General features: G+C 70.8%; 23 protein-coding genes. 10 read left to right on the forward strand and 13 right to left on the reverse strand.

Features of this window, described 5'->3' with window-relative positions; all coding sequences use genetic code 11:
- The 3 genes from JWP54_RS03640 to JWP54_RS03650 all read right to left on the reverse strand — a co-directional run.
- Positions 1-343: hypothetical protein (locus JWP54_RS03640; protein WP_297367377.1), on the reverse strand; the 343-nt coding region annotated here is incomplete at its 3' end.
- A gap of 125 nt (positions 344-468) precedes the next feature.
- Positions 469-1194: an SOS response-associated peptidase gene (locus tag JWP54_RS03645; protein WP_297367380.1), complete on the reverse strand. Its 726-nt coding sequence runs from the start codon at positions 1192-1194 to the stop codon at positions 469-471.
- 111 nt (positions 1195-1305) lie between these two features.
- Positions 1306-1773 (reverse strand): VOC family protein, encoded by a 468-nt coding sequence (locus JWP54_RS03650; protein WP_297367383.1) that lies wholly within the window; start codon positions 1771-1773, stop codon positions 1306-1308.
- 315 nt (positions 1774-2088) lie between these two features.
- Between JWP54_RS03650 and JWP54_RS03655 the strand changes: the two genes are divergently transcribed.
- Positions 2089-2349: a GNAT family N-acetyltransferase gene (locus tag JWP54_RS03655; RefSeq protein WP_367274178.1), complete on the forward strand. Its 261-nt coding sequence runs from the start codon at positions 2089-2091 to the stop codon at positions 2347-2349.
- Positions 2350-2485: 136 nt separating this feature from the next.
- Here the strand turns inward: JWP54_RS03655 and JWP54_RS03660 are convergent, their stop codons facing one another.
- The 4 genes from JWP54_RS03660 to add form a co-directional block, all read right to left on the reverse strand.
- A complete protein-coding gene (locus tag JWP54_RS03660) occupies positions 2486-3937 on the reverse strand; it encodes an amidohydrolase family protein (RefSeq protein ID WP_297367386.1) in 1452 nt (483 codons plus the stop codon).
- Between the two features lie 2 nt (positions 3938-3939).
- A complete protein-coding gene (pucL, locus tag JWP54_RS03665) occupies positions 3940-4848 on the reverse strand; it encodes a factor-independent urate hydroxylase (protein ID WP_297367389.1) in 909 nt (302 codons plus the stop codon).
- A gap of 58 nt (positions 4849-4906) precedes the next feature.
- Entirely contained in the window at positions 4907-6250 is a 1344-nt protein-coding gene (gene allB / locus JWP54_RS03670) for an allantoinase AllB (protein ID WP_297367392.1), read from the reverse strand.
- Between the two features lie 153 nt (positions 6251-6403).
- Entirely contained in the window at positions 6404-7435 is a 1032-nt protein-coding gene (gene add / locus JWP54_RS03675) for an adenosine deaminase (RefSeq protein WP_297367395.1), read from the reverse strand.
- Positions 7436-7804: 369 nt separating this feature from the next.
- Here add and JWP54_RS03680 point away from each other — a divergent pair, with 369 nt between their 5' ends.
- The 7 genes from JWP54_RS03680 to JWP54_RS03710 all read left to right on the forward strand — a co-directional run bounded on the left by JWP54_RS03680 (position 7805) and on the right by JWP54_RS03710 (position 13733).
- Positions 7805-8893, forward strand: a complete 1089-nt coding sequence (locus JWP54_RS03680) for an ABC transporter substrate-binding protein (protein WP_297367399.1) — start codon at positions 7805-7807, stop codon at positions 8891-8893.
- Between the two features lie 125 nt (positions 8894-9018).
- Complete coding sequence (locus JWP54_RS03685) at positions 9019-9837, forward strand: ABC transporter ATP-binding protein (RefSeq protein ID WP_297367402.1); 819 nt, start codon at positions 9019-9021, stop codon at positions 9835-9837.
- On the forward strand, positions 9837-10640 hold the full coding sequence (locus JWP54_RS03690) for an ABC transporter permease (RefSeq protein ID WP_297367405.1): 804 nt from the start codon (positions 9837-9839) through the stop codon (positions 10638-10640). The genes JWP54_RS03685 and JWP54_RS03690 overlap by 1 nt, the downstream gene beginning before the upstream one ends.
- Positions 10637-11548, forward strand: a complete 912-nt coding sequence (locus JWP54_RS03695) for an ABC transporter permease (protein ID WP_297367407.1) — start codon at positions 10637-10639, stop codon at positions 11546-11548. Before JWP54_RS03690 ends, JWP54_RS03695 begins: the two co-directional genes overlap by 4 nt.
- Before the next feature lie 2 nt (positions 11549-11550).
- Positions 11551-12744 carry an XdhC family protein gene (locus tag JWP54_RS03700; RefSeq protein ID WP_297367409.1) on the forward strand — a complete coding sequence of 398 codons (1194 nt, stop codon included), beginning with the start codon at positions 11551-11553 and terminating at the stop codon, positions 12742-12744.
- A gap of 46 nt (positions 12745-12790) precedes the next feature.
- Complete coding sequence (locus tag JWP54_RS03705) at positions 12791-13288, forward strand: hypothetical protein (RefSeq protein ID WP_297367412.1); 498 nt, start codon at positions 12791-12793, stop codon at positions 13286-13288.
- 34 nt (positions 13289-13322) lie between these two features.
- Positions 13323-13733: an MmcQ/YjbR family DNA-binding protein gene (locus JWP54_RS03710; RefSeq protein ID WP_297367415.1), complete on the forward strand. Its 411-nt coding sequence runs from the start codon at positions 13323-13325 to the stop codon at positions 13731-13733.
- A gap of 33 nt (positions 13734-13766) precedes the next feature.
- Here JWP54_RS03710 and JWP54_RS03715 read toward each other — a convergent pair whose 3' ends face one another.
- The 6 genes from JWP54_RS03715 to glp form a co-directional block, all read right to left on the reverse strand.
- On the reverse strand, positions 13767-16580 hold the full coding sequence (locus JWP54_RS03715) for a molybdopterin cofactor-binding domain-containing protein (protein ID WP_297367417.1): 2814 nt from the start codon (positions 16578-16580) through the stop codon (positions 13767-13769).
- Positions 16577-17452 (reverse strand): FAD binding domain-containing protein, encoded by an 876-nt coding sequence (locus tag JWP54_RS03720; protein WP_297367420.1) that lies wholly within the window; start codon positions 17450-17452, stop codon positions 16577-16579. Before JWP54_RS03720 ends, JWP54_RS03715 begins: the two co-directional genes overlap by 4 nt.
- A gap of 233 nt (positions 17453-17685) precedes the next feature.
- Positions 17686-18153, reverse strand: coding sequence for a molybdenum cofactor biosynthesis protein MoaE (locus tag JWP54_RS03725; protein WP_297367440.1), 468 nt, complete (start codon positions 18151-18153; stop codon positions 17686-17688).
- 64 nt (positions 18154-18217) lie between these two features.
- Positions 18218-18832 (reverse strand): MogA/MoaB family molybdenum cofactor biosynthesis protein, encoded by a 615-nt coding sequence (locus tag JWP54_RS03730; protein ID WP_297367422.1) that lies wholly within the window; start codon positions 18830-18832, stop codon positions 18218-18220.
- Positions 18829-19344 (reverse strand): cyclic pyranopterin monophosphate synthase MoaC, encoded by a 516-nt coding sequence (gene moaC / locus JWP54_RS03735; protein WP_297367425.1) that lies wholly within the window; start codon positions 19342-19344, stop codon positions 18829-18831. The genes JWP54_RS03730 and moaC overlap by 4 nt, the downstream gene beginning before the upstream one ends.
- Positions 19337-20647, reverse strand: a complete 1311-nt coding sequence (gene glp, locus JWP54_RS03740) for a gephyrin-like molybdotransferase Glp (RefSeq protein WP_297367428.1) — start codon at positions 20645-20647, stop codon at positions 19337-19339. Before glp ends, moaC begins: the two co-directional genes overlap by 8 nt.
- A gap of 103 nt (positions 20648-20750) precedes the next feature.
- Here glp and JWP54_RS03745 point away from each other — a divergent pair, with 103 nt between their 5' ends.
- On the forward strand, positions 20751-21155 hold the full coding sequence (locus tag JWP54_RS03745) for a molybdopterin-binding protein (protein WP_297367431.1): 405 nt from the start codon (positions 20751-20753) through the stop codon (positions 21153-21155).
- Positions 21152-21973 (forward strand): molybdate ABC transporter substrate-binding protein, encoded by an 822-nt coding sequence (modA, locus tag JWP54_RS03750; protein ID WP_297367434.1) that lies wholly within the window; start codon positions 21152-21154, stop codon positions 21971-21973. Before JWP54_RS03745 ends, modA begins: the two co-directional genes overlap by 4 nt.
- Positions 21974-21998: the final 25 nt, after the last annotated feature.

Genomic DNA, 21998 nt, shown 5'->3' on the forward strand with positions numbered 1-21998 from the left:
TGGTGACGGTGCGCCGCGCGACCTCCTGGTCCTCCCACGCCGCGACCTTCCGCCGGCTCGCGTCGGCATCCGTCAGCACCGGGCCGACGGCAAGGGACCCGGCGTAGTCCGGGTTGAGCAGTTTCGCGATGACCGGGTCGGAACTCCACTGCCGCAGGTCATCCAACGCCCGGGCCCGCTTGGCGCTGGCCCGCCCGATCCCGCGGTGGGCTTTCGCTGCCTTCGCCACCTTCTTCGCCAGGGTCGCTTGCGCCTGCTCCTGTAGCGACCGCCGCCGGCGGCCGGCCTGGCCGTGGGAGTCGCCATCCGGGCCTTCGGGGAACTGCTCAGCTGGGCTGCTCATACCCCCATAGTCGCACCCACCACCGACACTCGAACGGCTCGGAGAGTGGGTGTGGAAAAGTCACCTGACCAGCTGCTTGTGGAGGAGCAGCGCAGCCGCAACGTGCCGAATTGATCGCCCGGCGGCTACTCCTCGAGCGGCTCAATCAGCGTTGGATCCTGCGGGTCCACCGCCCGTACGCTGTTGACCCGGCGGTCCACCAGCCGGGGGTGCATCGTGGCCGCCACCGCCGCCGACGTGCGGTCCAGCACGCCGATCAGCGCCGAGCGGTTCCTGGCCGACTCGGCGGGGTCGTCGGTGGTGATGGATTGCGGGTGCAACCAGGTCGCCCAGGTGTCGGGCTCGAGGAAGGCCGGCATCCGATCGTGCACCTCGCCTGACGCATCGCGTGCCTCCCTGGTGACCACCGCGAACACGCGCGACCACTCGCCATCGGCATCCTTCGACGCCCAGCTCACCCCGGCCGCGGCGAGCAGCCCGTCACCGTGAATGAAGTGCGGTTGCTTGGCACCTTTCTCGCCGGTCCACTCGTAATACCCCAGCATCGGCACGATGCAGCGGGCGTTCGAGAACGCGCCCACCCAGAACCGCTGGTCGAGCTTCTCCATCCGGGCGTTGATGATCGGGCCTCGGCGGGGCTGCCCGGCCGGCTGCGGCCAGTCCCACTTGGCGAGGGTGACCTCACGGGTGGGCGAGTCGCTGCCCTCCGGCCGCCACTCGCGCACGATGGGCGCCGGATCGGTGGGCGCGACGCTGTAACTCGGCCGCCAGTCCCCGGCCCGTCCGCCGGCCGCCACGAAGTCCCGGATGAGGTCGTCGACATCTTCGTTCATCGCAAATCGTCCGCACATGTGGGCGAGATTACTCCGTGCGATCGCTCGAGTCACGCCAGCGCCTGTTGGGACCCTCCGACGGGTCCGTCCGGTGCGGGCCCTCCGGTGGCGGCCGTCCGGTGGGCCGTATCACCGAGGTGGGTCGTTCGGGGCGACAAGCCGCGAGGAGAACCGCACCAGGTACCCGTCCGGATCCTGCACCAGGAACTGGGCAACGCCTGCCTGCGTCGCGCCGGTATCGTACCACTTCGTTTCGGCGGGCATGAAGAGGGGCCAGTCCGCCCCGGCCAGGCGAGCGAGCAACGGAGCGATGGCCGGCAGCATCACCGGGAAGTTGACGCCGCGCCCCAGCGGCCGGTCGAGGGCTCCGGGGATCCAGTTCCGGCCCGCACCGACCTGCTCGAGCATGAGATGCGCTGTGCCGGAGTGCAGGTAGGCGAAGCCTTCGTTCGGCCGGTCGTAGAGAACCTCGAAGCCGCAGAGCCCGACCCAGAAGGTCAGGCTGGCCGCGACATCGTCGACGAGGAGCTCGGGGACCAGGTCGGGAAAGAACCGGGGTTCGGGCGTGGAGCTGGCGTCGACGCCCGGATCGGTCATGAGTTCAGTATGACGGCCCGGTAAGGACGGCGAGCATGACGCCGGGATCGGGCTCCAGCGCGCCAGAATGAACCATGGATGATATCAGCGGGGGCGACCAGGGCGCCCAAGCCACAAGCGGTGTCAGCATCCACAGCGCCGAACCGGCAGATTTGGGCGCTGTCGCCGAACTGCGCTGGCAGTGGGTGCTCGAGAGTCACGGCGTACCCGTGGTGACCCGTGAGGAGTTCGTGACCGGGGTCCATCGACTGGGCCGCACAATTCGTTTCGACGCACCGCTGCACCGTCGCCCGCCGCGGCCGGACCGTGATCGGCATGGCCTGGCTGGCCGTGGTGCCGCGGGTGCCGAGCCCGCGGGCGCCGGTGCGCGCATCCGGAGATGTGCAGTGCGTGTACGTGGTGCCGGCCGAACGCGACTCGGGCGTGGGCGGGCGGATGCTCGCCGCGGTCCTGGCGCGCGCCGTCGAAATCGGCCTCGAGCACGTGACGGTGCACTCGTCTCCCGGGGCCGTCACCGCGTACGAGCGGGCCGGTTTTTCCGCGTCCGCGCAGCTGCTCCAAGCCACACCGACCTGATCGGCGAGGCCATCGACGGGACCACCGGCGGCTAACTGTTGCCAAAGCGGACAATTGGTCCCGGTGTGCCGGGCGCAATTGTCCGGACGGGCAACAGTTGGCGCGCGAAGCCGGGCGGACCGGGCGGGCGGCGCGGCTACGGGGCCGTGACCCGGCGGCCGCGCACGAAGACACCGGTGATGGCCGGCTGGCGGAGGGCCATCAGCAACGCGAACAGGGTCTGGTCGGTGGCCATGTCGTCGTCGTCGGCGCGGATGCCGTTGGCCAGCACCGCCGCGAGCGGCTCCCACTTGTCCGGCTCGATGAGCAGGAAGTCGGCGTCCTTGCCCACGTCGAGGTTGCCGTACCGTTCCTCCATGTCGAGCGCCCGGGCGCCGGCGAGGGTGGCGGTGAAGAGCAGCTCGGCGGGGCTGATCGAGAGGCCCGCGTCGCCCGGTTCGGACAGGTGCACCTTGAAGCAGTCGTTCAGCACCCGGCTCATCAGCCACTCGTCGCCGGCGCCGATGTCGGAGCCGAGCGCCACGTTCACCCCGAAGCCGGTGGTGCGGGTCCAGGGCATGGTGCCGGAGCCCAGGAATTGCTGCGAGGTGGGGCAGTGCGCGATCGACGAGCCGGTCTCGGCCAGCCGGGCGAGTTCGGTGTCTTCGCAGTGCACGGCGTGCGCCAGGATGCTCCGCCGGCCGAGCAGGCTCGACCCGCCAACGGCTGAGCCCGGCAGGAACCGGCCGTCGTAGGTGTCGAGGTAGTTGTCCACCTGGTAGATCGCCTTCACCACGTCGATCTCGCCGGTTTCCGGGCGGTTGTTCTCGTTGAGGTGGCTGTGGAAGTACACGCCGTCGCCGCGTACCCCGTCGTAGAGCTCGCCAAGCGCCGCGAGGGTGTGCGGCGTCACCGAGAGACTGAACCGCGGCACCACGGCAACCTGCAGCAGCGCGGTGCGGGAATCGCCGGTGTCTCGGGCATGCCAGCGAGAGATTTCGTCCCTGACCAGGTCGAGCGCGACCGCCTCGGAGGTGACCAGCGCGCTGGCCGAGTCCGGGCCGACGGTCTGGATGCCGCGGCCGCTGACCAGGCGCAACCCCGCCCGCTCCGATTCGGCGAACAGGGCGTCCTGCGCGTGCGGGAACGCCGAGCCGAACACCAGGGCGCTCGTGGTGCCGGCGGCGGTGCGCCGCCGGGTGAAGTCGCGGGCGATCGCGTTCGCGAAGTCCTCGTTTCGCAGCCGGGTCTCGGCCGGGAACACGCAGTTGTCGAGCCACTCGAGCAGCTGGCCGCCGCCGTAGGCATCCGTGGAATAGGTCTGCGGAAAGTGCACGTGGGTGTCGACGAAGCCGGGCAGGATGAAGCCGTCGTGCGTGTCGGTGACCGGCAGGGACCCGAAGCCGGCGGGCAGGTCCGCCGCGCGGCCGACCCAGGCGATGGTGCCGTCGGATGCCGTGACGAGCGCACCCTGCGGCAGCGAAACCAGGTGGGCGGGCGCCTCGGCCAGGGTGGGGGAGCCGGCCACGTGGAAGACGTGGCCGAGGTAGACATGGCCCGGGCCGGTGCCTCGGCCCTGCGGCGACCCCGCCGACGCGGCGTTGGTCACCCTCAGACCAGCCCGGTGTACGAGTCCCAGGCCGGGCCCGCAGCCGTGGCGTCGTCGTGCATCACCGTGGCCTGGATGAGACCGTAGGGCCGGTCGGCGGCGTGATAGACCTCGTTGTTGTTCTCCACACCGAACGGCGAGAGGTCGTAGAGGAAATGGTGCTTGTTGGGCGCCGATAGCCGGATCTCGGCGATGTTCGGGTAGGCCTGGAGTACTGCCTCTCCCATCTTGTACAGCGTCTGCTGCAGGGCCAGCGAGTGCACCACGGCGAACTGGGTTTTCAGCAGCGCGGAGATGCCGGTGTAGGTGGCTTCCCAGTCGACATCGCTGTGGTGGGTGAAGCGCCAGCCGGCGGTGAGCGAGGTGGCCATCACCCGGTCGGTGGTGGGTTGCAGCAGCGTGTACGGGTCCTGCATGAAGCCAGTGAACTCCGACCCGGTCGACTTGAGCAGGATCAGGTCCTTGAGGCCGCCGACCACCCAGACCTGCTGGGCGTCGCCGGTGCCCTCGACCGAGATGGCCGCGGTGCGCACCTCCTGACCGCGTCGCACCCAGGTGTGGTCGTGCTCGGTGCCGTCGACGACCACACGTTCCCAGGCGAATTCCTCGATTTCCACCCGGGAACCGGCGACCGAGTCGATGTGGTCCACGAAATGGGTGGCGAGGTCGAGTCCGTAGCCCTCGATCGAGAGAAGTCCCTTTTCCTTCGCGAACGAGTATGCGGTCTGCTTCTGGGTGTCGGTGGGCAGCACCTGCAACTGATCGCCGACCAGGTGGGCGTCGGCGAAATCGCCGTGCAGGGCGGTGGAGACGCTGATGTCGTGGATCTCGTGGCGGGGCGTGTCGCGGTAGATGCGCACGATCCGGTTCTCCGCTTTGCCGTAGCGGTTGGGTCCGAGAACTATCGACATGGGTGCTCCTTAGGTGATTCGGTGATGCTGTGTTCGGGGTGTGCGGGGTCGGGCCGGGTCAGCCGGCGCTCAGCAGGCGACCAGCGGGCTGCCGGGCGGATGCGTCGTCGTCGGCCGCATAAATCACGTTCCCGGCCAGCCACGTGGTGTGCACCCGGCCGAACAGGGTCGCACCGTCGAAGGCGCTCACCCGGTTCTTGTGCCGCAGGGCATCCACACTGACGGTGAAGGTCTCGTCGGGCGCGAAGGCGACGAGGTCGGCGGCGGCGCCCACCGAGATCGCGCCGGAGTCCAGGCCGGCGAACCGGGCCGTGGCGGTGGCCATCCAGCCCAGCACCCGGTCCAGCGGCAGGCCGCGGGCCCTGGCGGCGGTCCACACCGCCGGCAGGCTCAGCTGCAGTCCGGAGATCCCACCCCAGGCCAGGCCGAAGTCGCCGCCGTGGCCGAGCTTGAGCTCTCGGGTGGCGGGAGAGTGATCGGAGGCGATGAGGTCGATGACCCCGTTCTCCAGACCCTGCCAGAGCAGGTCCCGGTTGCTCTCGCTACGGATCGGCGGGCAGCACTTGAAGGCGGTGGCGCCGTCGGCGATTCTCTCCGCGGCGAAGCTGAGGTAGTGCGGGCAGGTTTCGACGGTGATCGGCAGGCCCTCGGCGCGCGCCGCCGCCAGCCGCGGTATCACCAGCGCTGAGGACAGGTGCAGGATGTGGGCGCGCACGCCGGTGCGCCGCACCACATCGATCACCCGCGCGATGGCGGCGTCCTCGGCCGCATCCGGCCGGCTCGCGACGAAGTCCGAGTAGGCGGTGCCGCCGGCGTTCTCGTTCCGGTCGAGCACGGCCGGGTCTTCGGCATGCACCACGAGCAGTCCGCCGAAGCCGGCGATCTCCGTGGCGGCGGCCTCGAGCTCTGCCGGTGACAGGTGCGGGAACTCGTCGACGCCGGAGGGGGAGAGGAACGCCTTGAACCCGAAGACGCCGGCGTCGTGCAGCGGCTCGAGCGAGCCGAGGTTGTCCGGAATCGCCCCGCCCCAGAATCCGACGTTGACCGTGGCCTGGGGTGCGGCCGCCGCGCGCTTCTGCTCGAGGGCCGGCACCGTCGTGGTGGGCGGGATGCTGTTCAGCGGCATGTCGATGATCGTGGTCACGCCGCCTGCCGCGGCAGCGAGGGTCGCGCTACTGAAGCCCTCCCAGTCGGTGCGGCCCGGTTCGTTCACGTGCACGTGGGTGTCCACGATGCCCGGCTGCAGCACCTGGTCGGCGGGCAGGGTGACGTCCCGCCGGGCCTCGAGCGGCGCATCCGCCGGCGCGATGGCACGGATGACGCCGTCGGCGATCGCGACGGCGGCAGGCTCGAAGCCCGCCCCGGTGAGCACGCGGGCCGAGCGGATGACCAGGTCGTACATCGGTGTCTCCATCTCGGCTCAAGGGCTCTCGCGGCTCGGTTCGTGCCGCCTACCGATCACCCTAGTGAAGTCGTTCCGGTCCCGTTCCGGGGTTCTGAAACCTGTCGGACACACGGCATCGGCGTTCGTGAAACACCGGCGCGACCGTGGGCCCTACGCGGTCGGGTACCCTGCGACGTACTCGTCGATGGCACTCAGATACGCCTGCTTCTCGGCGTCGGACAGCCAGGCGGCCTCGAAGGAATTCTTCGCCAGCTGCACCAACTCACCGGCGTCTAGCCCGGCCTTCTCGGCCAAGGCCAGGTAGTTGTCGGCCACATACGCGCCGAAATAGGCGGGGTCGTCGGAGTTCACGGTGACCAGGACGCCGAAGCTCAGCAGCGCCACCATCTCGACGGCCTTCATGTCCGCCGTCACAAAACTGTTCGACACCGGGCAGCAGGTCAGGCCGATGCCCCGCTCCCGGAGCAGGGTGACCAGCTCGGGGTTCTCCACGATGTTGGTCCCGTGGTCGATGCGGTCCACCCCGATGTCCTCGAGCACCTGGCGGATGTTCTCGATACTGCCGACCTGGTCGATGTCGCAGTGCATGGTGAGCTTGAGCCCGTTCTCCCGGGCGAGGGCGAAGACCTCGGCGAACTTCGCCGGCGGGTTTTCCCGCTCGTCGGAATCGAGGCCGACCCCGATGAACCGGTCCTTGTAGGGCAACGCCGCGGTGAGCGTCTCGAGGGCGCTCTCGGCGGAGAAGTCCCGCAGGAAGCACAGGATGAGCTCGGCGGAGATCCCGAGGTCGGCGGCATCCACCGCGGCCCGGTGGTAGCCAACGAGAACGCTTTCGATCGGGATGCCCCGGGAGGTGTGCGCCTGCGGGTCGAAGAACGCCTCGACCCGGCGCACCCCGTCGGCGGCGGCGCGACGGAAGTAGGCGGTGGCGAGGTCGTAGAAGTCGGCTTCGGTGACGAGCACGTCCATGGCGGGGTAGTACACACCGAGAAAGCTGGCCAGCGAGTCGAACTCGTAGGTGGCGCGCACCTGCTCCACGGTGCTCTGACCGATGTCCACGCCGTTGCGGCGGGCGAGCTGGAGCTTCAGCTCGGGCTCCAGGGTGCCCTCCAGGTGCAGGTGCAGCTCGGCCTTGGGCAGGCCGGCGACGAAGGCCGAGGTCGGTACGATAGGCAGAGACATTGGAGTTCCTTTCGGGGTGGACTCCGTGACGCTATCACGCCAGGGTTCCGGGACCACCGGGGAGGAATCCCGCGTTTCAGCACGGCTTCCAGGCCGTAATGAGCCGGAAATGTTTCGGTCTTCATGGCGTCACACTCAGCAATTAGTGTTCGAGTCATCCGAACATTCGTTGCAGCGGATGCGGTGCCGTGAAACACCGTGATCACAGCAGCACCAGCACCACAGCAGTACCAGCACCACAGCGCCACAGCAGTACCAGCACCACAGCGCCACGAACACCACAGCAGCACATTTCACTCAGGCATCCCGCCCCCAGTACGCCGTTGAGTTCCACGGCAACCCCCGAGCACCACCGAGAGGACCCGCGTCATGACGCACGCCCCACTTACCCCGTTCAATCGTCGATCGGTGAAGCGCATCGGCACCGGCATCGCCGCGGCCGCAGCACTTAGCCTGGTTCTCTCCTCCTGCGCCGGCGATGCCGGCTCCTCCGGCTCCGGCTCCGGCGAGGCCGCCTCGTTCGGCGACGCGAGCATCCAGCTGTCCTGGATCAAGAACACCGAGTTCATGGGCGAGTTCGTCGCCGATGACGCCGGCTACTTCACCGACGCGGGCTTCGATTCCGTCGACCTCATCCCCGGCCCGGCGTCGGCCGAAGCCGGCGTCATCTCGGGCAACGTCGACCTGGGCATCGGCAACGCCATCTCCACCGGCACCGTCATCGCGGAGGAGGGCGCACCGCTGAAGATCATCGGCGCGACCTACCAGAAGAACCCGTTCACCATCCTCTCGCTGGCCGGCGTCGGCAACATCGCCAGCCTCGACGACCTCGCGGGCAAGACCATCGGCGTGCAGGCCAGCAATCAGAGCCTGTGGGATGCGTTCGTCGAGGTCAACGACATCGACCCCGCCACCATCACCGTCGTTCCGGTCGAGTACGACCCGACCCCGCTGTTCAACGGTGAGGTCGACGGCTGGTTCGCCTACCTCACCAACGAGTCGATCGACGCCGAGCTGGCCGGCCTCGAGCCGGTCAACCTTCCGCTGGCCGACAACGGCCTGCCGTTCGTGGCCGAGACCTTCACGGCCTCCGACGACGCGATCGCGAACGACCGTGAGATGCTCAAGGCGCTCCTGGTCGCCGAGATCAAGGGCTGGTCGGATGCGATCAACGATCCCGCTGCCGCCGCCACCCTCACCGTGGACACCTACGGCAAGGACCTCGGCCTGACCATGGAGAAGGAGACCCGCCAGGCGGAGATCCAGGCCACCGACCTCGTCGTCAGCCCCGACACCGAGGAAAACGGTCTCTTCACGATCAGCGACGAGCTGCAGGCGACGTCCGTCGAGACGCTCGCCGCGGCCGGCGTGGACATCGACGTGGACACCCTGTTCGACATGAGCCTGCTCGCCGAGGTGTACGAGGAAAACCCCGACCTCGTCGCGTACAGCAAGTAACAGCACCCAACCACACAGCGGTCGCACCTGACCGGTGTCGCCACGGCACCCGCCCCCCTGGGGCGGGTGCCGTCGGCGATACTGGGTATTCGGCCATCGACGACGCCCAGTTAGGACAGCACTTAGTGAGCACCATCGACAGCACGCTCCCCGTCACCTCGGGAACCGGCCTGCACATCTCAGAGCTGCACAAGACCTTCACGGTGGGGCGCAAGGAGGTTGTCGCCCTGGACAACGCGAACCTGCACACCGACAAGGGCAGCTTCCTCTCCCTGCTCGGCCCGTCCGGCTGCGGCAAGTCCACGATCCTGCGCATCCTGGCCGGCCTCGAGAACCCCACCAGCGGCACCACCCGGGTGGACGGCAAGAGCCCTACCGAACTCCGCAACGGCCACGAGCTGGGCATCGCCTTCCAGGACTCCGCCCTGCTGCCCTGGCGGAGCGTCCGCAGCAACATCAAACTTCCCTTCGAGGTGGCACGGATGCCCGTCGACGAGGACTACGTCACCGAACTGATCCAGCTCGTCGGCCTCACCGGCTTCGAGAAGGCCAAGCCCGCGCAGCTCTCCGGCGGTATGCGGCAGCGCGTGTCGATCGCCCGCTCCCTGGTGCTCAAGCCTTCCGTGCTGCTGCTCGACGAGCCGTTCGGCGCCCTGGACGATATGACCCGCCAGCGCCTCAACGTCGAACTGCTGCGCATCTGGACGGAGAAGCCCGCCACCACCCTGATGGTCACGCACGGCATCGCCGAGGCCATCTTCCTCTCCGACCAGGTGGCCGTGATGAGCCCCAGGCCCGGCCGGGTCAAGGAGGTCATCGAAGTCGACCTGCCGCGCCCGCGCCTGCCCGAGATGATGCGCACCCCCGAATTCCACGCCCTGCACGACCGCGCCTCCGAGCTGCTCTTCGGCGCCGACACCCCGGCCGCGGCCGCGGCACACTGATGCCCGTCAGCAGGGGCCTGCCCGGCTGGGCGACCGGTCTGCTCGGGGTCATCGTCGTGGTGGCCCTATGGTGGATCAGCGCGCTCACGATCTTCCAGAACTCCGGCTCCGTGCCCGGCGGCGCCATCCCCACCCCGGCCGAAGTGGTCGGCCGGTTCCTCGGCGACGGGGCGGCCTTCTACTGGCCGCACATCACCATGACCCTCAGCGAAGCGGCGATCGGGTTCCTCTGGGGCAACGGCCTGGCGCTGCTGCTGGCCGGACTGGTCCTGATCGTGCCGCGCATCGAAAAGATCGCGCTACAGATCGCCGTGATCACCTACTGCGTGCCGATCGTGGCCATCGGCCCGATCGCCTATATCGTGATCGGCCCGCCGCGCGGCGACCCGTCCGGCACCGCGGTGTTCCTGGCCGCCCTGTCGGTGTTCTTCACCACCGTGGTGGGCTCCCTGGTCGGGTTGAAGGCAGCCGACAAGGCCAGCCTCGACCTGGTCACCGTGTACGGCGGCAGCAAATTCACCCAGCTGCGGAAGGTGAGGCTCATCGCCGGCCTGCCGAGCGTGCTGAACGCCCTGCAGATCGCCGCACCGGCGGCCCTGCTCGGCGCCATCCTCGGTGAATACCTCGGCGGCGCCGAGCGCGGCCTCGGCCTGGCCATGCTGGCCGCGGGCAACGCCGCCAACGTGGAACGGGTGTGGTGCCTCGCGCTCGTCGCCGGGCTGCTCGCGGGGCTCGGCTACCTGCTCTTTGCGGGCATCTCCCGCTTCGCCACCCCCTGGACCACCGGACGGAGCAGCTCATGAGCGCCCCCACCCGCACTGCCGACGAGGCCCGCGACGAGGCCCGCACCGACGACCGGCAGCTTTCCGGCAACCGGCCGAGCGTGATGACCCGGTCCACGGGCTCCCAGGCCCGTGGCATCGGCGCCTACATCGGCCGGGCACTGGGCACCGGGGTGCTCACCCTCGTGATCGTGCTCGTGGCCTGGCAGGGCCTGATCCTGCTGCTGGGCGTCTCGCCGTTCATCGCGAAGGGTCCGTTGGATGTCTTCAACTGGCTGTTCACGGTTCCGGCGGCCGCCGAGAACCGGGCGCTGATCCTCACCAACCTCGGCGTCACCCTCACCGACGCGTTCCTGGGCTTTGTCGCCGGACTGCTCCTGGCGCTGGTGCTGGCCACCCTGTTCACCCTCTCCAAGGGCATCGAGCACGCCCTGATGCCCATCGCCCTGCTGCTGCGGAGCGTTCCGCTGGTGGCCTTCGTACCGGTGCTGATCCTCATCACCGGCCGTGGCCCCAGCATCGCCGTGGTCACCGGCGCCATCGTGGTGCTCTTCCCGGCGCTGGTGAACATCGCCTTCGGGCTGCGTTCGGCGTCCCCGCAGGTCAGCGACGTCATCGCCGTCTACGGCGGCACCCCCTTCACTGCGCTCCGCAAGGTGGCGTTGCCGAGCTCACTGCCGTCGTTCTTCGCCGCGATCAAGATCTCCATTCCCGGCGCCATCACCGGCGCCCTGCTGGCCGAGTGGCTCGCCACCGGCCAGGGACTCGGCTACGGCATCGTCGTCGCCGTCTCCCAGGTCAAGAACTTCGAGGTGTGGTCATCGGTGGTCGTCATCACGATCGTCTCGATGGTGCTCTACGGCGTCGCCCAGTTCGCCGAGAACCTGGTGCTGCGACGGATGGGCATGGACCAGAGCGCGGGCAACTAACCGTGCTCGAGATCGCCGGCCCGGTGCTCGATGCCCTCGCGCGCGGGCAGGGGCTGGCGATCGCCACGGTGACCCGGGTGCTCGGCAGCGCGCCGCGCACCCTGGGCACCTCGATGGCGGTGACCGACACCGGCGCCGTGATCGGCAGCATCTCCGGCGGCTGCGTGGAGGGCGACCTCTACGAGGCCGCCGCCGAGGTGCTCGCCGACGGCCGCGGCCGGGTCGCGGAGTACGGCGTGAGCGACGACGACGCCTTTGCCGCCGGACTCAGCTGCGGCGGCACCATCGAGGTCTACCTCACCGAACTGGCCCCGGCCGGGCACCGCAACGCCGTGCCCGCGGCGGTTCTCGGCCAACTGCGTGCCGCCGCCGCCGGCCTGGCGGCCGGGCTCGCCGTGGTCGTCGCCGGACCCGGCACCGGGTTGGTCCTCACGCCGCAGGACGACGAGCCGGCGGCAGCCCCCGTCCCGGCAGCCTCCGTCCCGGCAGCCTCCGTCCCGGCAGCCTCCGTCGGGCTCGACGCCGACAGCAATCGCCGCATCCGTGCGGAGCTGCGCGCCCGCCTGGCCGGCGGCCGGACCGCTCTGGGCACCGTCGACTGCGCCGGGCTCGAGGCCCGGGTGCTCTTCCTGGTGGCCGCCGCACCGCCGCGGTTCCTCATCTTCGGTGCTGGCGATTTCGCCTCGGCGCTCTCCGCGGCCGCGAGCCTGCTCGGCTACCGGGTCACCGTCTGCGACGCCCGCGCAGTGTTCGCCACCCCGGAGCGCTTCCCCACCGCCGACGAGGTCGTGGTGGCCTGGCCGAGCGACTACCTCGCCGGGACCGATACCGATGCGCGCACCGTCATCTGCGTGCTCAGTCACGACGAGAAGTTCGACCTTCCCCTGCTCCAGGCCGCACTCCGGCTCGACGTGGCCTACGTGGGCGCCATGGGATCCCGGCGCACCCATGACCGGCGGATGCACCGCCTGCAGGACGCCGGCCTGAGCGGAGCGGAGTTGGACCGGCTGCATTCGCCGATCGGCCTGGACCTGGGCGCGAGCACACCGGAGGAGACTGCCGTCTCCATCCTCGCCGAGGTGCTGGCCACCCGCTCCGGCGGCTCCGGTGCGCCGCTCGGCGATCGCACCGGGCCCATCCACCGGCCGGCCGCCTCACCCGGTTCGGACGACGAAACGAGCCATCCCGCGCAGTAGCGTCCTTCGCGAGACCAACAATTGGATCGAAACGGAGGAACCACCCATGACCACCACACAGGGTCCGGGGCGCTCGCAGACCGGCGCCACCACGTCGGCTGCCCAGGACCCGACCACGCCGACGCGCCAGAGTGCGTACGAGGCCGTCGAACCAGGCACCGGATGGCAGAGCCGGATCGTCTTCGCCGGCGTGATGATGCTCATGATGGGCACCTTCCACGCCATCCAGGGCCTCGTCGCGCTCTTCCAGGACACCTACTATCTCGTCGCCGAGCAGGGCCTGATCATCCAGGCCGACTACACGACGTGGGGCTGGGTGCACCTCATCCTGGGCGCCGTCGTGGTGCTGGCCGGGATCGCGCTCCTCGCCGGGCAGCTGTGGGCGCGGATCGTCGCGGTGATCCTCGCCTTCGGCAGCGCGCTGGTGAACATCGCCTTCCTCGGGGCCTACCCCCTCTGGTCTCTGCTGATGATCGCGATCGACGTGCTGGTGATCTACGCGGTCACCGTGCACGGCAAGGAGATGAAACCGGCCAGCGCCTGACCCGCTCCGGAACCAGAGCCGCTACCCTCGAACCATGACCGACCGGCTGCCCGATGACGCGACCGGCGCCCCGTTGACGCCCGCCGGCCTGACCGCCTTCGTCCTGGACCTCAACGGGGCCGAGGAGACCTACCCCTTCGGCCCCGAGGCCCGGGTGTTCAAGGTCGCCGGCAAGGTGTTCGGCATCGACAACACCCCCGTGCACCGCGGGTTGGCCGAGCCGACCGTGTCGATCACCGTGAAGGCGCTGCCCGAGAACGTGCCCCGGCTCATCCGGAGCGTGCCCGGCATCGACCCCGGCTACCACATGAGCAAGAAGCACTGGGTGACGGTGCGCCTGGACGGCACCGTGCCGGCCGGGCACGTGCGCGAACTGATCGCCGAGTCGCACGCGATCGTGGTGGCGTCGCTGCCGAAACGCCTGCGCCTCACGCTGGCGGGCTAGCGCCAGGCGAGCCGGGCCCGCCGGCGGCGCGGATCAGACCGGCACGCGAGCCCCGTTCACTAGCCGCCACACCCGGTCGCGCGACATCGGCAGCTCATAGGAGCGGATGCCGATGGCGTCGCGCACCGCGTTGGCCAGCGCCGGCGCCACCGGGTTGTACGGCGACTCGCTCATCGACTTGGCGCCGTACGGGCCCAGGTCGTCGGCGGTGTCCGCGAAGTACACCTCGGTCACGGGCAGGTCGGCCAGCTGCGGAATGTGGTAGTTGCGCAGCACCCGGGTGGTCACGGTGCCGGCGCCGTCCAGGATGAGCTCCTCGAACAGGGCCGTGCCGATGGCCTGCGCCACCCCGCCCTCGATCTGGCCGCGGCACTGCTCCGGGTTCATCACGAAACCGGCATCCGCGGTCTGGATCGACTGCAGCATCCGCACCTCGCCGGTGTCGGTGTTCACGGCCACGCGGAAGGCGTGCACGTTGAAGGCCAGGGAGCGGCGGGCACCGTCTTCGCGGCCGACGGCGCTGATCCCGTTCGGGCCCACCAGGCCGGCCAGGGGCACGATCGTGTCGCCAGCGCGCAGCTCGTCGGCGTGCAGGGTGAACGCCTCAGCCGGCAGACCGGTGGACCGGGCCGCCTCGGCGCACAGCAGCGCGGCCAGGGTGGTGGCCGCGCCGTGCACGGCTTTGCCCGCCACGACCACCCCGGCCGACCCGAACGCTCCGGTGTCGTAGCCGGCGGTGTCGGTGTCAGACTGCCGGATCTCGATGCGGTCGGGGCTGGTGTTCAGCGCGGTCGCGGCGATCTGGGTGTGCACGGTGGTCGTGCCGTTGCCGAATTCGGCGGTGCCCACCCGCACCAGATACCGGTTGTGGGCACCGAGGGTGATGCTCGCCTGGGAGTAGTGGCCGCGGGGCGGGATGGTCGCGATCATCGATGAAGCCATGCCCTCGCCCACCCGCCACTCGGCGCCGGCCGGAGCGGCGACGCCGTTGCCGCGGGCCAGCGCGGCCTGGGCCAGGTCGAGGCACTGGTCGAGCCCGTAGCTGGCGAAGCCGATGTCGTCGCCCTCCTCATGCGTGACCACGAGCGGGTCGCCGGGGCGTACCGAGTTGATCCGGCGGATGTCGAACGGGTTCAGCCCGAGTTCGTGCGCCAGGTCGTCGAGGGCACTCTCGATGCCGTAGATGACCTGGCCGAGGCCGTAGCCGCGGAACGCGCCGGACGGCGGGTTGTTCGTGTAGACGGCCTGCGCATCCACCCGTTTGTTGGGCACGTTGTACAGGGCGACCGACTCGCTGGTGCCATGGAACATCACGCCGGGGGCATGGTTGCCGTACGACCCGGTGTCGGAGAGCACCTCGACGGCCAGGGCCGTGAGCCGGCCGTCCACGGTGGCGCCGAGCGTGACACCGACCCGCATCGGGTGCCGGGCGGGGGAGGCGGCGAGCTCGTCGGTGCGGGTGTACTCGTACTGCACGGGCCGCCCGGTCGTGAGCACGGCGAGGGCGACGACGTCCTCGGTGAGGATCTCCTGCTTGCCGCCGAAACCGCCGCCGACCCGGGCGGCGAAGACCCGCACCTTGGTGAGGTCGAGGTCGAAGATCCGGCTGATCTCCTTCTGCACCAGGAACGGCACCTGGGAGCTGGTGCGCAGCACGAGCCGGTCGTCCTCGATCCAGCCGATGCTGGCGTGGGTCTCGAGCTGGGTGTGCGCGACGCGCCGGGTCTGCCAGGTGCCGGTGATCACGGTGTCCGCGGCGGCCAGGCCCGCGGTGACGTCGCCGTACTCGCCGTGCAACTCGGCGACGAGGTTGCGGGACGGGTCGGCGAGGCGGCTGGTCACGGGGTCCTTGTCGCCGTGCACCAGCGGGGCGCCGGGGAGAAGGGCCTCAGCGGGGTCGAAGACGGCGGGCAGCAGCTCGTATTCCACCACCAGCAGCCGGCAGGCGTGCTCGGCGATGGCCACCGAGTCGGCGACCACGGCGGCGACCCGCTGGCCGCGATGCCGCACCACGGTGTCGAAGACCAGGCTGTCGTCGGGGTCGTCCAGGCGGCTTTCGTGCCGGGCCGAGGAGAACAGGGTGGCGGGGGAGTCGGCGGAACTGAGCACGGCGTGCACGCCGGTCAGCGCGCGCGCGGCGGAATCGTCGATGCTGAGGATCCGCGCGTGCGCGTGCGGGCTCCGCAGCACCGAGAGGTGCGTGAGCCCCGGCACCGCCACGTCCAGGGTGTACGGCTCCTGGCCGCTCACCACCCGGGCGGCGGCCGGCGCGCGCAGCGACCCGCCGACCTGGCCGTCGGTGGCGGAGGTGCGCGGACCGGTGCGCCGGACCGGGCCGAGGCCGGCGGCGGGAGCTGGCGCATCCGCTGCCGTACCGGGCGCCGCGTCGTGGTCGTGGCCGCAGGTGCCGTCGGCCGGGGTGTGCCGGTCGCGGATCGCGTCGTCGATGGCCCGGTAGCCGGTGCAGCGGCACAGGTTGCCCTTGAGCAGGCGGGGCAGGTCGTGGAGCTGGTGATCCTGGAGAGTGGAGGCCGTCACCACCATGCCGGGGGTGCAGAAGCCGCATTGGAAGGCGGCCGCGTCGATGAAGCGCTGCTGGATCGGGGCGAGGTTGTCGGGGCTGCCGATGCCGGTGGCGGTGGTGACCTCGCGATCCGCGGCCCGGTAGGCGGGGTAGATGCAGGAGTGCACTGGGGTGCCGTCCACGAGCACCGAACAGGCACCGCAGTCGCCGGTGTCGCAGCCCTTCTTCACCTCGAAGTGCTCCTGCTGGCGCAGGTAGGTCCGCAGCGCCTGGCCGGGCGCGGCTGGGGCGTCGACCGGGGCACCGTTCACGGTCAGTTTCATGCGCGGCTCCCGTCGGTGTCGGCTGAGGCGGCGGGTGCGGCAAGCTCCTGGCGGATCTCCTCGCCGAGCAGCCCGCTCACGGCGCGGCGCCAGTCGGCGGCGCCGTGCGCATCCGTGAACCAGGCGTCGATGTCGGCGATGCCGGCGGCGAGTGCGTCCGCTCCCGGCCGCTGCGGGTAGCGCAGCTGCACCGGGCGCACGGTGCCGCCGGTGACCGTGAGCACGAAGGTGCCGTCGGTGTCGAGCCGGCCGATCAGCACGGCGCCGGAGCGGCCGAGCGGGGAAAGGGCGATCTTGCGGTAGGCGGTGCGGGCGGCCAGGGCGCTGGCCGGCACGGTGATGGAGCGCAGCACGTCGCCGGGGGCGAGCACATTAGTGGTGTTGCCCGTGACGAAGTCGACCGCGGGCATCCGCTCGTCGCTGCCGTCGGCGCGCCAGATCAGCACCTCGGCATCGAGGGCGGCGGTGAGGCAGATCATCGGACCGGCGGGCAGCGAGGTGCACAGATTGCCGCCGACCGTGGCGACGTTCCAGATCTTGAACGAGCCGAACAGGGCCGTGCAGGCCTGGTGGAAGACCGGGTGGGCGACCCAGCCGGGCTCGGCGGGCAGCCGGGACAGGGCGGCGAGGGTGCAGGTGGCGGCGATCTCGAGGCCGTCGGCGGTGACCGTGAGGTCGGGCCAGCCCATCGTCTGCAGATCGACGAGGCCGGTGAGGTGGATGCGCGGGTCCGCGAAGAGTTCGGAGCCGCCGGCCAGGGGTTCGACGGTGTCGCCGAGCGCGGCCAGGTCGGCGCGGGTGCGGGCCGGAGTGATCGATGCAACGGTGGTCAGGTCCATCCGCGCCTCCCGAGACTTGAGGATGCCGGGCATCCGGGGTGTCGGCGGAGCCCGTGGGCACCGCCGTGGGCGCCCGGACGGGGCGCCGACATCCCTAGTCAAGCGCAGCATTGTGTCGGCCGTGTTAACCGGCCCACCGGCCTCACGGTGAACGCGCGGTTTCCCGCTCCGATCCGCCGCAGTTCGTCGTCAACTGTTGCCGAATCGGGCAATTGGTCCCGGTGCGCCGGGTGCACTTGACCGCACGGGCAACAGTTGCGGCGGGGCTAGCCGAGGGCGGCGACCCACTCGGTGCTGCCGTCGGTGAAGCCCTGTTCCTTCCAGATCGGGACGCGCGCCTTGATCTCGTCGACGAGGGCCGCGCAGGCCGCGAACGCCTCCGCCCGGTGCGCGGAGGCCACGGCGCAGGCCAGCGCCACGTCACCGATGCCCAGGTCGCCCACCCGGTGGGCGGCGGCGATCCTGCAGCCCGGATGCGCCGCTGCAACCTCGCGGGCCACCTCGTCGAGCACGGCCTGGGCGCTCGGATGCGCGCTGTAGCGCAACCAGGTCACCCCGCGGTCCTCGTCGTGGTTGCGCACCACGCCCGCGAACGACACGACCGCGCCGGCGGTGGCATCGCCCACGGCATGCGTGCACTCGTCGACCGTGATCGGGCTCTCGTCCACCCGGGCGAACAGAACCGGGCTCGCCGGGTTCGGGCGCGGGGCTTCGGGTGCGGGTTCGCCGGTCATGGGTTCGGTGTTCATGGGTTCGGTGTTCGTCGGTTCGGTGTTCGTCGGTTCAGTGGTCGTCGGTTCAGTGGTCATCGCGCCGCTCCTCGGCTGAGCTTGGGGAGTGCGCTGCGGGCGCACTGGTTGACCGTGTGGGCTGCGTCCCGGGCCGCTGCGCGGCATGGTCGATGCCGTGCAGCTGGTCCAGCAGATGGTCGAGCACCTCGTCGAGCACCGCAAGGCCGTCGCGTACCCCGCCGACGGTGCCGGGCAGGTTGACCACGACGGTGCGGCCGCGGGCGATGCCCGCGTAGCCGCGGGAGAGCACCGCGAACGGTGTGGACGCGGCGCCGCGGCGGCGCATCTCCTCCGTGATGCCGGGCAGTTGGCGATCCAGCAGCGGCAGGGTCTGCTCGGGGGTCTGGTCGGTGGGGCTCACGCCGGTGCCGCCGGTGGTGATCACCAGGTCCAGGCCCGCCTCGACGGCCGCCGCGAGAGCGTCCCCCACGGGTGCGCCGTCGGCGACGACCGCACGCGCCAACACCAACCAGTTCCGCTCGGTCAGCCAGGCGCTGATGACCGGACCGGTGCGGTCCTGGTACTCGCCGGCGGCGGCCCGGGTCGACGCCACGATCACCTGGGCGATGCGGCCCGTCGCGCCGGCGGCGGCGGTGTGCCGGGGCGGTCGGGGCGGGATCATCCGGTGCTCCAGTCGCCGCTCTTGCCGCCGGATTTCGCCAGCACCCTGATGTCGGAGATGACGGCGTGCTTGTCGACGGCCTTGATCATGTCGTACAGGGTGAGCGCCGCCACCGACACACCGGTCAGCGCTTCCATCTCCACCCCGGTCACGCCGGTGGTCGTCACGGTCGCCGTGATCACGACGCTGTCGGTGCCGGGCGCGAAGTCGATGGAGGCGCCGGTGATCGGCAGCGGGTGGCACAGCGGGATCAACGCGGAGGTCTGCTTGGCGCCCATGATCCCGGCCACCCTGGCCACGGCGAGGGCCTCGCCCTTGGGCAGCTCCCCGGCGACCAGCAGGGCGATCACATCGGGCCGGGTGGTGAGCGTGGCCGTTGCCGTGGCGCGCCGCCGGGTGACGGGCTTGTCGGTCACGTCGACCATGAGGGCGGCGCCGTCGGCGCGTACGTGGCTGAGCGCGGCGGGGGTTCCGGCCGCACCGGTGGTCTTCTCGGGTGAGGTGTCAGTCATCGATGCTCCAATAATCCACGGGGGTGCCGGCCGCAACACTCTCCACCCCGACGGGCAGGTGCACAAGCGCGGTCGCGGCGGCATAGGCGTGCAGGAGGTGCGAACTGGCACCACCCACCAGGTCGAGCGCGCCATCGTGTCGCAGGATGCCGCGGCGCAGCTGGTGCTTGCCGGCCGGCGACTCCACCGCGGCCGCCAGGGGCGCGCGCCTCAGCTCCCGGTCCGGCCGGGGCAGCCCGGCCAGGCGGCGCAGCACCGGGCGCAGGAACACCTCGAACGAGATCAGCGCGCTCACCGGATTGCCCGGGAAGGTCACGACCGGCACGAGGCCGCCGGGCGTCGCCGCGGTCGCGCCGCCCAGGTAGGAGTGGGGAATCGCGCCGAGGCCCTGCGGCCCGCCCGGCTGCATGGCCACGTGCTGGAACGACACGCCGAGCGGGCCCAGCGCATCACGCACCACCTCGCGGGCGCCGGCGCTGACCCCGCCGACGGTGACCACGAGGTCCGTCCCGGCGGCGTCGGCCAGGAGGGCGAGCAGGTCGGCGGCATCGTCGGAACGGCACGGGCGGGCGGTCACGGTGCAACCGGCATCCTGCAGGGCCTGGCTGAGCAGAACGCTGTTGGAGTCGTAGATCTGGCCGGGCGCGAGGTCGGCGCCGGGTTCGCGGATCTCGTGGCCGGTCGCGATGAGCAGCACCCGGATGCGCCGGACCACGGGTACCTGCGTGACGCCGGTGCCGGCGAGGACGCCCAGCTGGGCGGGGCCGAGCACGGTACCGGCGGGCAGGAGCAGGTCGCCGGCGCGGACGTCGCTGCCGGTCGGGCGCACAAAGGTACCGGGCTGCACCATTGCGTCGAACGCGACGGTCGGACCGGCGCCGGCGGATTGGCGTGCGGGCAGGAAACGGGGCGGATCGGCCCGTTCGATCGGCACGACAGCATCCGCGCCGGCCGGGATCGGGGCGCCCGTCATGATCGGGGCGGCCGTGCCCGGCTGCAGGGCGGTGCCGGGGTCGCCGGCGGCGATCCGGCCGGCGATGACGAGGCGCACCGGCGAGTCGGCGGTGGCTCCCGTCAGGTCGGCGGCACGCACGGCGTACCCGTCCATTTGCGAGTTGTCGAAGGGCGGCAGCGACGCGGGGGAGTCGACGCCGGTCGCGAGGGTCCGGGCCCGGTAGCCGGCGGGGTCCGCGTTCAGTCGTTCGCTGGAGAGGTGCAGCGTCTCGGTGGCGCGGCCCTGGACCAGCGGGGCGAGGAGCGTCGCCACGGCGTCCCGGTGCTGGTGGATCGTGCGCGCGCTCATGCCCCCATCTTGCCGCACCGGCTGCCGGGCGTCGCCCGGACCAACGATCCGCGCGCACGGCTGAGCCAGCACAATCCGCATCCACGGACCTAGAATGGCTCGCATGTCGCAAATACGGATCAAGGACGCCGCCGGGTACCTCGGGGTCAGCGATGACACCGTGCGCCGCTGGATCGAGCAGGGTACCCTGGCCGCCGGTGTCGACGAGTCCGGTCGTAAGGTGGTCGACGGTCTGGCCCTGGCGCAGTTGGCGCAGGCGAATGCCGCGGTGCCGAGCGACCCGGCCGGAGGATCCAGCTCGGCGCGCAACCGCTTCGTGGGGCTGGTCACGGCGGTGCACAGCGACCCGGTGATGAGTCAGGTCGAACTGCAGTGCGGCCCGCACCGGGTGGTGTCGTTGATGAGCACCGAGGCCGTGCGCGAGCTCGGCCTGGTTCCGGGCTCCGTGGCCGTGGCCGTGGTCAAGGCCACCACCGTGATCGTGGAAACCCCGCGGGGCCAGTCGTGAGCCCGACCTGGGGCATCCCGCTACGCGGCGCGCGCCGTGCCGCGCGGATGGTGTCGTTCGCCGCCGCGGCCGTCCTCGTTCTTGCCGGCTGCGCGGAATCGGCGGACCAGCCCGGCAGCGTGACCGGCACCGCCCCGGCCGCCCAAACGCTCACGGTGTTCGCCGCCGCGTCCCTGACGAGCACCTTCGCCGAGATCGCCGAGCAGTTCGAGGCCGCGCATCCCGGTGTCACCGTGACGCTGAACTTCGCCGGCTCCGCCGACCTGGTCAGCCAGATCTCCGAGGGTGCGCCGGCCGACGTCATCGCCACCGCCGACGGCGCCACCATGGCCGCCCTCGCCGGCGACGGCCTCCTTGCCGAGGCCGGCTCCACGGTGTTCGCCACCAACACCCTCGAGATCGCGGTCCCGCGAGGCAACCCGGCCGGCATCCGATCGTTCGCCGACCTCGCCGCGCCCGGGCTGAACCTCGTGGTGTGCGCTCCCCAGGTTCCCTGCGGCGCCGCCACCGAGGCCGTCGCCGAAGCCGCCGGGGTGGACCTCGAGCCGGTGAGCGAGGAGAACTCGGTCACCGACGTGCTCGGCAAGGTGCAGAGCGCTGAAGCGGATGCCGGCCTGGTCTACGTGACGGACGTCGAGACCGCCGGCGGTGACGTTCTGGGCATCCCGTTCGACGAGTCGACCGCCGCCGTGAACGAGTACCCGATCGCCGTCGTCGCCGGCAGCGCCCGGGCCCGCCTGGCCGCCGACTTCACCCGGCTCGTCAGTGGTGAGGCCGGCCAGGCCGTTCTCGCGGAGGCCGGCTTTGGCGCCCCCTGACCCGACGCCGGACCCGACGACTGAC

Source organism: Cryobacterium sp., assembly GCF_025463825.1.
Classification (GTDB): domain Bacteria; phylum Actinomycetota; class Actinomycetes; order Actinomycetales; family Microbacteriaceae; genus Cryobacterium.